At 47.6% G+C, this 10,815-nt stretch carries 9 protein-coding genes; 7 read left to right on the top strand and 2 right to left on the bottom strand.

What is annotated here, in order from left to right; translation table 11 throughout:
• Positions 1 to 7 precede the first annotated feature (7 nt).
• From MJZ25_11085 to MJZ25_11100, 4 genes are all read left to right on the top strand, one after another.
• On the top strand, positions 8 to 664 hold the full coding sequence (locus MJZ25_11085) for a hypothetical protein (protein ID MCQ2124718.1): 657 nt from the start codon (positions 8 to 10) through the stop codon (positions 662 to 664).
• Positions 665 to 695: 31 nt separating this feature from the next.
• A complete protein-coding gene (locus MJZ25_11090) occupies positions 696 to 851 on the top strand; it encodes a hypothetical protein (protein MCQ2124719.1) in 156 nt (51 codons plus the stop codon).
• 178 nt (positions 852 to 1,029) lie between these two features.
• The gene (locus MJZ25_11095) at positions 1,030 to 2,523 is read left to right on the top strand and encodes a hypothetical protein (GenBank protein MCQ2124720.1); all 1,494 of its coding nucleotides are present in this window, start codon (positions 1,030 to 1,032) and stop codon (positions 2,521 to 2,523) included.
• A 278-nt stretch (positions 2,524 to 2,801) separates the two neighbouring features.
• On the top strand, positions 2,802 to 3,722 hold the full coding sequence (locus tag MJZ25_11100; GenBank protein ID MCQ2124721.1) for a hypothetical protein: 921 nt from the start codon (positions 2,802 to 2,804) through the stop codon (positions 3,720 to 3,722).
• Here MJZ25_11100 and MJZ25_11105 read toward each other — a convergent pair.
• Both MJZ25_11105 and MJZ25_11110 read right to left on the bottom strand, forming a co-directional pair.
• Complete coding sequence (locus MJZ25_11105) at positions 3,719 to 6,538, bottom strand: SMC family ATPase (protein MCQ2124722.1); 2,820 nt, start codon at positions 6,536 to 6,538, stop codon at positions 3,719 to 3,721. The two genes, MJZ25_11100 and MJZ25_11105, sit on opposite strands and share 4 nt — an antisense overlap.
• The gene (locus tag MJZ25_11110) at positions 6,538 to 7,749 is read right to left on the bottom strand and encodes an exonuclease SbcCD subunit D (protein ID MCQ2124723.1); all 1,212 of its coding nucleotides are present in this window, start codon (positions 7,747 to 7,749) and stop codon (positions 6,538 to 6,540) included. The genes MJZ25_11105 and MJZ25_11110 overlap by 1 nt, the downstream gene beginning before the upstream one ends.
• Before the next feature lie 192 nt (positions 7,750 to 7,941).
• On the opposite strand from MJZ25_11110, the gene MJZ25_11115 reads away from it, so the two are divergent.
• From MJZ25_11115 to MJZ25_11125, 3 genes are all read left to right on the top strand, one after another.
• The gene (locus MJZ25_11115) at positions 7,942 to 8,940 is read left to right on the top strand and encodes a hypothetical protein (GenBank protein MCQ2124724.1); all 999 of its coding nucleotides are present in this window, start codon (positions 7,942 to 7,944) and stop codon (positions 8,938 to 8,940) included.
• A 142-nt stretch (positions 8,941 to 9,082) separates the two neighbouring features.
• Positions 9,083 to 10,087, top strand: a complete 1,005-nt coding sequence (locus MJZ25_11120; protein MCQ2124725.1) for a hypothetical protein — start codon at positions 9,083 to 9,085, stop codon at positions 10,085 to 10,087.
• Positions 10,088 to 10,294: 207 nt separating this feature from the next.
• A complete protein-coding gene (locus tag MJZ25_11125; protein MCQ2124726.1) occupies positions 10,295 to 10,690 on the top strand; it encodes a hypothetical protein in 396 nt (131 codons plus the stop codon).
• The last annotated feature ends 125 nt before the right edge of the window (positions 10,691 to 10,815 follow it).

Consider the following 10,815-nt stretch of genomic DNA (forward strand, 5'->3'; position numbering starts at 1 on the left):
CTTCATTATGGAACTCTACATCGACAATGAAATTAAAAACTACCTGGTCAAGGGCGAAATTAAAATCAAGCGTAAGAATCCCTGGGTTCTCCCTTTCCTGCGCTATATCGAGGAACACCCTCACACAAACGAAGAAGGCATCAGCCGTGATTTGTTCTGCGATAACGGAGCAGCACGCAAGTCGGCCGTAAAGAACATCCTGTTTTTCTTTAAGCAGCAAGGCCTTATTTCCTACGACAATGTAAACGGTTATTCGCTCACGGAAACCGGCAATGATGTTTTCTTGACGTCTTCCATTTGGCTGGGCATGAAGGGCGCATTTGATATTACATTGTGGCAGCCCTATGGTAGCCAGGTTCCGTTTATTCTGAACGTACAACCGGTTCCTGAACACTGGTACGATAATGGTAAGAACGGTTTGGAAGATATTCCCGAAGAATACGGAACGAATCTGGAGAATCTGATTCTCTGCAGCGACTCCGTTAAGCTTGATTCCATCGGCAAGTACTACCGTCCCACCCACATCAATACCGATTTTTCCGCCCAGGTAAATTCCAAGCGCCAGGTCAATATCAAGGCCAATCCCAAAGTAGATGGCATGGATTCCTACGAACTTAATTTCACCATCAATGAAGATACCTACGCATCCATCATTGACGGCTAACTCACAAACCCCAACCCCAAAGGAGACTTCTATGTCCAAGCAGACCAACCTCAACAATCACGCAAACCAGCTGAACGCAAACAAGGGCACAAGCGGTTTCAACAAGGCTTATACCGCTGCCGTGAATAACCGCGCAAACCAGCTGAACCCTAACAACAAGCTTTACAAGGGAGGCCGTGGTAAATAAGCCGTTTTCCAACGAAAGCACGAGTGCTCTCGCAGATGATTCCTGCAAACAATTGTTTGCAAAATGAAGGCAAGGGCGAAAAAAACCTTGCCTTTTTCTTTCAACAGAATAAATTTTCACCCAAAATTTATTACGGCTGTGCCAACTTTTTTCATTATGGCATTTGTATTTTAATTCTATGACTCTGACTCTAGTTTCACATTTCTCTGCACGCCCAACAACTGCCGATGTTCTTAAGCAGTGTTTGCTTTCATGGGAAGATGGTGTAAGGCGTTTATCGGATATCAGCATTGTCGAGGCTGCACAAAGATTCATTTCTTCGGACGGCGATCTCAGTAGTCCCTGTATCGAAGGAATCATAAGTGACGAATTCATCAATGGAAGCCGAAAGATGCTAGGCCTCCTCTTTGAAGGAACCTTGCTTCTGCAGGGCGATTGCGCAGTAAAAACAAAGATGGTCATGCGCTTCGGTGACTCAGAATTCACAGGCGAAATCTACGTAACAATGTTGAACTTTCCGCAAGGCAAGCCCATAGAGAAAAAATTCTTCTCTCTATGGAGCATACTGTACGGAAACATAATCAAGGAAAGCACTCCTTTCACGTGGACATCATCTGCTCCGCGAATTCTGCTGGACCAGACTCCTCTCCACTGGATTTTAAGAATTATCAACTATCAACGAAAGTTTCTCCATGTAGATACCATGGAAGTGCGATCCGCCGAAAACGCGGTTACCGAGGCCGTGAACGAAGCTGCGCCAAACGCAGAGACCGCGGTTATTGAAACCTCGACAAACGTCGAAGCTGACAGCCCTGAAGCTGAATCATCAACAGCTACAGAGTCCGAAACCTCCCAGGACATTGCAAAACTCCAAGAACAACTGGAAAAATACAAAAGCGAGAACGAGGAACTGTCCGAAAAGAACGAGCAGCTCACAAATATCAATCGCGACTTAAAGAAGAACCAGAAAACCTACATCCAAAATATCGAAGAGCAAAAGAAACGTCTCAGGGTACTAAAGAAGCGTGCCGATAGCGCCGAAGCCCGCGCAAAGGAAGCCGCCAGAGGCGATGTCAAGGAATTCTGCGAACACTTTGACCAAGAGCTGGAAAGGCTCGAAACGGAAGCCACAGAAAAGAACGAACGTATAAATCAACTGACGCTCGATCTTGACACGGCTAACGGGAAAATCACCTCCCTCAAGGGCAGACTCAATAAGCAAAACATGGGCAATGGAATCTACGGACTTTTGGCAGCGCCGGAAAATGAAGGTGAAAAATACGAGAATGAATTTGGCATCGCGATTTTAAGCGCCCTGCACAAGGCCATCGACAAGACGCCCACAAAAAACAACTCTCCCCACACGCGAAGCATTGACGTGTGGCAAGCCATCATCGACGCCAATCCTGATCTTGAGAAGGCTTTTGAACAATATTGCAACGATACGAAAGCCCTGAAGAACGCTACTGTCGGTGGTGAACTTGACAAGAAAAAACACCTTCTGAAGCCATTCAACCTGGATTTTAACGACCACCACAATAATCACGGCAGAATTTCCTTTGGCAGCGACGACCGTTATATCGCCAGCACCGCCTCCACTGCCAGCGAAACCGCTTCCGGATTCAGTAACTGTGCAAAGGACCTACGAAACACCTTCCTATTCCCCACGTAGCGTTGGTTTGCCACGCTCTCGCTATCAAATTTTGCAAGCAAATGTAAGCCGAATGCTGCGGAAGCAAGTTTACTTGCTTACATTGCTGAGGCGAAGTTTGCTCTGCAAACAATGGGCCCAAAGGGCCTTTGCGCTGCAATTTGCTAATGAGAGCATAAACGCTCTCGCTATCAAATTTTGCAAACAATTGTTTGCAAAATGAAGGCAAGGGAAGAAAAACCCTTGCCGTTTTCGTTTCGTATATTAAATTATCTGCACAACTTTTTTTGGAGGTTAAGATGAACAAGATAAAGCTCTTGCCGTTTCTCGGCATGGCCATTCTCGCTGCATGCACCAGTGAAGAATCCATTAGCAACCCGAATGGCGAATCTAAATGGAACTCGCAATTTCCCATCAGCATAGACCAAAGTGAAAATTCCTTGACTATGCAGATTGATTACTACTACAACGCCTGCCAACTTATTAAAGATGGTGAAAAATATTCCACAAAGTGGGATACTATGTCATTGCAGTTTACCTTGGAAATGCAGTACACACTCACGGCGAATAAACTTACCATGTGGCAAAAGGAAGAGGGACCTTCCAGCGCCCTCACATATACCAAGGTTGGCGGCGACAATTCTCTTTACGGTACCTGGAATTACGACAGCAGTGAAGACGTAATGGAGATTACCGACAAATTTATCTACACCACGGAACAGTCAAACGCCGACAATTCTGAACAGGAGCCTGTTGAATCGGAAATTGATCTCGCCAATTCCTATTTCATTTATGATCTGTACAGTTGCGGTGCCGAAGGGTACAACTGCAATTTCGGGCATTGGCATTTTACTAAGAAGGCGCCCGATTTTCTGGAAGACATGATTTATAGGCAGGGCATCGTAATTCACGAAAGTACCGACCGTTTCCAGAGACTTTCCTTCAAGGGAAAAGAAATCACAGTAAATGTAGAACACGTGCAGCTAGATTCATTGAATGACGGAAATGCGCTGATTTCAGCCACCATTCAAATCCAAGGCGACACATGTAATTTTAGACATGCCGATTTAGCCCCCACAAAGGAACTGTGCAAAGCCGAAAATGCAGAAGATTTGGCAACATTCGCCTATAGCGATGAGGACGGCAAAATCTACTCAACTTCGTATGTAATCGACAATAGCGACGAATTCGCCTTGTGCGTCTCGAGACTGCTGAACTAGCATTCTATCTGAACACGACTGATTTTGTTCTCGTCCTTCGTGACGCGAACAATCTTCTCGATTTTGTTTTCAAGTTCGTTCACATGGCTGATGATACCTACCAAGCGGTGATCGCCGGCAAGATTCTGAAGTACATTGATGGCGGACTTGAGACTTTCATCGTCTAGGGAACCGAAGCCTTCGTCCACGAACATGGTGTCCAGTTGGATGCCACCGGCGGAACTTTGTACTTCGTCGGCAAGGCCCAAGGCAAGCGATAGAGACGCAAGGAAACTTTCGCCACCGCTCAAAGTTTTCACTTCACGTTGCTTACCGCTGACATGGTCAATAACGTTCAAGTCGAGACCGCTTTGGCTCCTGTTATTGGAAGCTTCCTCACGGCGAATCAATTCGTACTGGCCGTTGGACAAAAGATGGAAGCGTCTGTTGGCATGACGGATAATACGGTCAAAATAGGAAGTCTGTACGTAAGTTTCCAGCATCAGCTTTTCACGGCCGCTGAGGCCGCCATTTGCCGTGTCTGCAAGATTCTTGAGCCATTGACGTTTCTTGCTGGCATCACCCAAGTCAGCAGCAAGCTTCTGGATATTTTCCAGAGTTTTCATATTCTGCTTCACGCGTCCGGAGGCGATATTCCACACATTAATTTTCTTTTGCTGTAAATCCTTCAACGCTTGGCTTGCAGTTTCTAGCGAAGACAAGTCATATTCCGGTGCGCCTTCCAAAGATTTTTTCAGACCATCGATTTGGCCGTTCAAAGCCTTGACTTCACCTACACAATCATTGTAGGCAGCTACTGCAGATTCCAGCGCCTTGCTGGATGCATTCAAAGATGTCTGTAACTTCTGAATTTCGCTGAAGGCGAGAGCCCTACTTTCAAAAGCAAGTCCCTTAAGCAAATCTTCAATAGCAATCTTCAGACTTTCAATTTCCTGATCAGCAGCAGCATTCTTGCGGCCAAGTTCTTCATTGGCGGAACGCTTCTTTTCCAGAATATTTTCCTTGGCAGGGATTCCTGCTTCCAGATTTTCCAGTTCCTGCTTGCGAGCAACCTTCTGTGTTTCTGTAGCCAGCTCACCATTGAGACGCTGCAACGCGTCGCGATTTTTCAAAAACTCTTCGTTGCCACGTTCCTTTGCATCTTCAATAGCGCATTCCCCGAAGAGACTATTCAATTCTTCCTGAAGTGCAGTTTTCAGGACATCGCACTTTTCCTTCAACTTGGCAGCATCTTCACTTTTAGCGTTACGATTTTTTTCCGCAACAGACACGCGGTCCTTCAAAATTTCAAGTTCTGCCTGAGTAGGAGCCTCCATGGACTTGCAGGCTTTATGAGGATGATGAGTAGAGCCGCAAACCGGACATTCACAGCCTTCTTCCAAGGCGTCCGCAAGGATGCCTGCCTGTTCATTCAAGAAAGCACGATGCTTATTTTCGTACTCGTCATGAAATGCACTGTAACTAGATTCAGCCTTAAGGAATTCGCCTTGAGCCTTCTTTAATTTGTCCAATTCCTCATTATATGCTTTCTGCTGAACTGCAACACATTTAATATCGTCCTGGCGTTTTTCCAGATCCTTGATATCGGTTTCCAGCTTGACCTTGTTTGCGCCTGCATTGGAAAGTGTGGAAAGTTCAATCTTCAATTTCTGAATTTCAGTTTCCAGTGCCTTAACTGCTGCACTTTCCAAATTGAATTTTTCTAGGCCGGATTTTAGTGCAGCTTCCTTCTGCTTCAACTCAGTACGCTTCTGTTCCAGACCATCGTACTGCGGCAAAGAATTTGTGATGGTGGTAATCTGCTTCTGCAGTTCATCACGTTCAGGCTGTTTCTGTTCCTGAGCAGTCTTGGCATCAAGTTTTTCTTTTAGTTCAGCTTCTTTTTGAGGAAGCTTTTCCTGGGCACTCTTCAATTCGCCACGGCTCTTTACGACACCACTAGCCTTGCCAAGTTCCTTGTCCTGTTCGGAAATTTTATCCTTAAGATTTTCCAGTTCCTTTTCAGAAGCCTTTACAACAACATCGTCTTCGGTGACAAGCTTCTTCAAAAGTTCGCAGACTTCATCCCAGTCACCGATGCACATACCCTTGGCCATCTTGACCTGTTCAGATACATCTTCGGTATAATTCGACTGCTCGCCACACTGAATGCCAGAAACATAAGTGCAAGCCGTCTGTACCAAGGTATCGCAAGTCTTGCCAAACTTGGCAGACTCTTCGCTCAACTTCCTCTGAAGTTTTTCAAAGTTATCTGTCTTGAAAATCTTGCGGAAAATTTCCTTTCGCTTATCCGTTTTTTCCAGGAGGAGGCTCATAAAATCGCCCTGAGCGATCATAGCGATTTGCGTAAACTGATCACGATCCAAACCACCCATGACAGCCTTTACGGCTTCAGCGACATCCTTGTCCTTGGAAACAGAGCGGCTCGTCGCAGTCACCTTGCCACTTTCATCGGGATAAAAGAAGGTAACGGAAGCGGCTTCCTTTGTCATCCCCTCGCCACGAGTTTTAGGGCGTTCATATTCCGGATTTCGACAAATGCGGTATTCCTTGCAATCGTATGCGAAAGTCAATTCCACTTCGGTGCGTGTTTCCGGCTTGGCGTTCAAACAACGGAAAAGTTTGGCATCATCACGATTATTGCCGCTTGCCTTTCCAAACAAAGCATAGGTCACAGCGTCAAAAATGGTAGTCTTGCCGGCACCAGTATCGCCGCTAATCAAGTAGAGGCCATGCGTACCCAACTTTTCAAAATCAATTTCAGTACGTTCGGCATAGGGGCCAAAACCAGTGATAACAAGTTTCAAAGGTCTCATTAGTTTTCCCCCTTCCAAATATCCTGAACCAAAGAATTGACAAAATTACTTTCGTCCTCATCCATTTCTCGATTATTCATCTCCTTGAAAAAATCGCTGAACACTTCCATGGGAGACTTTTGATCTACATTTTCAAAATCAAGATTCGCGACACTTCTGGTGCGGGAATTGTTATAGGACAATGCCATCAAATTGGGATAATAGGCGCGCAACTTGGATGCTGCATCGGAAACATCATTTTCATCCGTTAGAACGCAGTAGACATAGTCGGAAAGGCTCTTGCCACCGCGAACCTGGGCGTCACGGAATCCAGCAGAAACCAATTCAGCAAACTCACCTTCAATCTTGCGGACATCACGCATAGGCGTGAGAGGGACTTCGCGTATTTGCAACTCTGCTAGTTCCTCTGCGGTGGAACCCACATTTCCAAGTTCCACAATAGTCACAGACTTTACATGGGATGCCTCGGAAAGGGAATACTTGAGCGGGGTTCCGCTGTAGCGGATTCGACCGACACCATTTCCATCCTTTACCACATTCTGGCTACGGTGTATATGTCCCAGGGCCACATAGTCAAAACCATTGAATGCATAGGCTTCCACATTATCCAAGCCACCAACGAATTCTTCGGATCCACCTTCATCAACCTGTGCACCTGTCACAAACTGGTGGGCAACCAAAACATTGCGGCGACCGGCTGTACGTTGCATTTTCGAGACAGCCTTTTGAATTGCGCTGGTATAGTCTGTAACTTCTTCACGTTCTACATCCGCCTCGGAACCCATTCCCAGACCAGCACGCACATTTGCCGGACGGACAAAGGGAAGCATCCACACATCAACTTCGCCAAATTCATCCTTCAGGGTAACGGGTTCAAACCTGCCGGAATAAACCGGGGACATGAACACGTTACGGCCAGCCATAAGGCGGCCGCCGAACGCGATTCGTTCTGCGGAATCATGATTGCCGCTCAATACAAAAGTCTTGGTGCCAGTCGCAGACAAGTTCACCAGGAAATCATCCAGTACATCCACCGCCTCGGCGCTGGGAACGGACTTGTCATAGACATCTCCGGCAATAAGGACTGCATCGGGATTCTCGACTTCTACAATCTTGAGAATTTCACCAAGAATATACTTCTGGTCTTCTATCAAGGAATGTTCGCATACTCGCTTACCGATATGCAAGTCAGCCAAATGCAGAAACTTCATGTTTTAAGACTCCTATTCAAGAAGACGCACAATCAAACCGTCTGTCGTACAAATATAGTATCGCCAGAACGTCATAAAATGTCAAAAATGGCCGTTTTTCCCATGGGTGGCCGGCGGGTAATCACAAAAAATTCTATTTATACACCTATCGGGGCGTTTGTCTCAAGAATCTTTTTTATTGAGGGTATTTATATGGAAACCGCAGCAGTCATTAGCTACTACAGTCGTCTGGTCATGGCAAAGAACCAAGGTCATTTCGCCATCGCCAAGGCCCTCCTCGCCCTCATGGAAAGCGCAACGGACCTGGACTCCGCAGCCCCCGACTACCGCAAGGCCATGGACAAGATCGCCCAGGCCAAGGGCCACGCCGCAGCCATTGCCGCAGGTGCTGAATCTGACGCTGTGCCGCCCGCAGGTGAAGCCGCAGACTGGCAGAACTATGTGCTGGAAAATCCGCCCTACACCCGCAAGCTTTCCCTTGCCCTTGCCGCCTACTTCGTAAAGGCAGGCCTTCTGGATGCCGCCTACGAAATGTACCTCTCCGCAAGCGAACTTGATGAAGACGGCAGCTCCGCCGAAGAACTGGCCGCCATCTCCGCTGCAGAATCCGGCAACATGGCAAACGATTTCGGCAAGAAGTGCGAAGCCGCAGGCGACTACGCCAAGGCCGCTATCTGGTTCAAGAAGGCTAAGGACGCAGGCCTCGCCGATGCAAACGCTGCACTTGCCCGCATGCAGTCCTTCCACGGTGTCACCCGCTACATGGCCCCCTGGCTTGAAATCGCAAAGAAGACTGGCCGTAAGGAACTTGCAGAATCCATCGTCGCCATCGCAGAAGCCGCCAAGGCCGGCAACATGGACGCCGTGACCATCGCTGAAACCGTGGTACCGCCTTGCTACGAAGAAGTGGACTTCTGGGAAAGCGAACTGGATGCGTACCACAAGTTCTCCGGTGACGACAGCGCCGCATTCGGTAGCGCCTACATCGCCGTGGGCAAAATCCTGGAACGCGCAAAGATGTACAACATCGCCCTTCGCTGGTACAAGAAGGCTGTCGAATTCAATAGTGCCGCCAACGCAGACGCTCACCGCATGCTTCCTCTCAAGAGCAAGTCCGTGCCCATGCGCGAAGCCGAGGATATCTACGACAGCGCAAGCCCCATTCCCGCCCTCTGGAAGGTGAACGGCTAAGCTGCTAAAACCTCGCGGCTTCGAATCATTTTTCGCGGTTGTGAGCCATACAACAAAAAACAACACTATTTGAAATGCGGAAAAAAATTTTCCCGCATTCTTTTTATACATTTCTTTTGGTGAATATGAAGGGAGGTTAAGTATGAATATTCGCAAATGTTGGAAAAACGTTATGTTAGCCACCGCGGCAATCCTCTGGGCAGGCTGCGGAGAAGACAAGGGCAACGCTGTTTCCCCCGACACTAATAATCCGGAAAGTTCCGCATCCATCGAATCTGGAGATGAACCGTCATCTTCCAGTGAAGAAGCCTTGCCCGAGCCGGAAAGCTCCAGCTCCTACCAGAGTGTGGAAGAAGCCTGCAAGGACACTGAAACATTCAACTTGGCGGTGGAAAATTCCGACCTACGTTGCGCCGGCGGAAAAATGGACACGCTGTACACCTGTTGCGACGGCTCTCAGATCCCATCACCCAAAAAGATTTATACAAACTGCCCCAGCAGCTATTTTGAAACTCCCACCGATCCTGACACCCTTCCTTCCCACTGGGTACACGATACCCTTTATACAAAAAAGGGATTGAACGAACGTAACAGCCGAGTGGTTGCAGAAAGTGCTCGCCTAAGCAAAGAATACGAAGCAGGGATTATCGACAGCCTGAACAAGACTACCACCTATTGCGATGATCACGGCGGAATCAAGAGTCGAGACACATACAATAAAGACTATTACGCCATTTCAGAATCTGAGTGTGAAAAATTGTCCAACCAAGCTTCAGAGGATCTTTATAATGAAATAGAAAAAGATCCCACGATTTTGGATATTGTCAAAAGTTGCATTAAAGATGAATTGCATTATATTCTAAATCCGGAACAGCCGCTGTATGGCATAGTAAGCATTGTAGGACCTATGAATCAATGTTCTGGAGCTACGACAATTTCTTATCCCAAGACCATCGAGAAGAGCGGGAAGAACGCAAAATTTGTATGCGTCGATGGAACCGTAGAGGAAACCGAGGAATACGCAGCAGACGTCAAGGCCCGCGATGAAAAGGAAGCCCAGTGCAAATCTACAGTCCGCGAAGAATTTCTCGAAGGCATTGAACGCTGCAAGGAAGTATACGGCGGGAATCAAGCTTCCGATAACTAAATCTTGACGGTTGGAATTTCTGTTCCTATATTTCGAATATCGGAGAAGTTCTTCTGGATTTTGTTCCGATTGACAAATGTCGTTTTATAAAAAAATAATCTCCCGGCGGGCTCTATAAAAACCCACGGATTGTTTTGATCAAAAATCGCTAGCAATAATTGTATCCATCGCGCAAAGCGAGTTTTCGCCGATGGATTCTAGCGAAACATGACAATCCTAAAAAGGGAGATTTTTATGAAAAACTACTACCAGCTGAAAAACGAAAAGAACAAGCTCATTAAACGTCTGAACTTCGCTGAGCATCGCCTCGAGAAGTATGGATTCGCCCTGAGCGATCAGGACGTGCAGGCTCTGCAGCAGCGCATTGCCGCCACCAGCGAGCAACTTGCCGATGTAAACGACAAACTCTCCGACCTGGAAGACGGACTCGCTGTAGACGGCAACGCTAGTGGCGCTTATAGGGCAGCTTTTGGAGCCGCTGGAGGTGCCGCCGCGGCAGCCATCCCCCAGAAGTGGGTCGGCAACGCCTCCCAGGCCCTCATGGACGCCAGCCGCGCCGAAAGCCAGGCGGCATTCGCTGCCTACCAGGCCAAACACCGCTAACCCTTACCTTAGCCACAAACAGAAAAGGCGACAGCTCAACGCTGCCGCCTTTTGCCAACCAGAGGATAAAAAAAGCCCCCCTTGAGGTTTACCTCGAGGGGGGCGTGAATCCAGCAGCGACCTAC

Source organism: Fibrobacter sp., assembly GCA_024399065.1.
Classification (GTDB): domain Bacteria; phylum Fibrobacterota; class Fibrobacteria; order Fibrobacterales; family Fibrobacteraceae; genus Fibrobacter.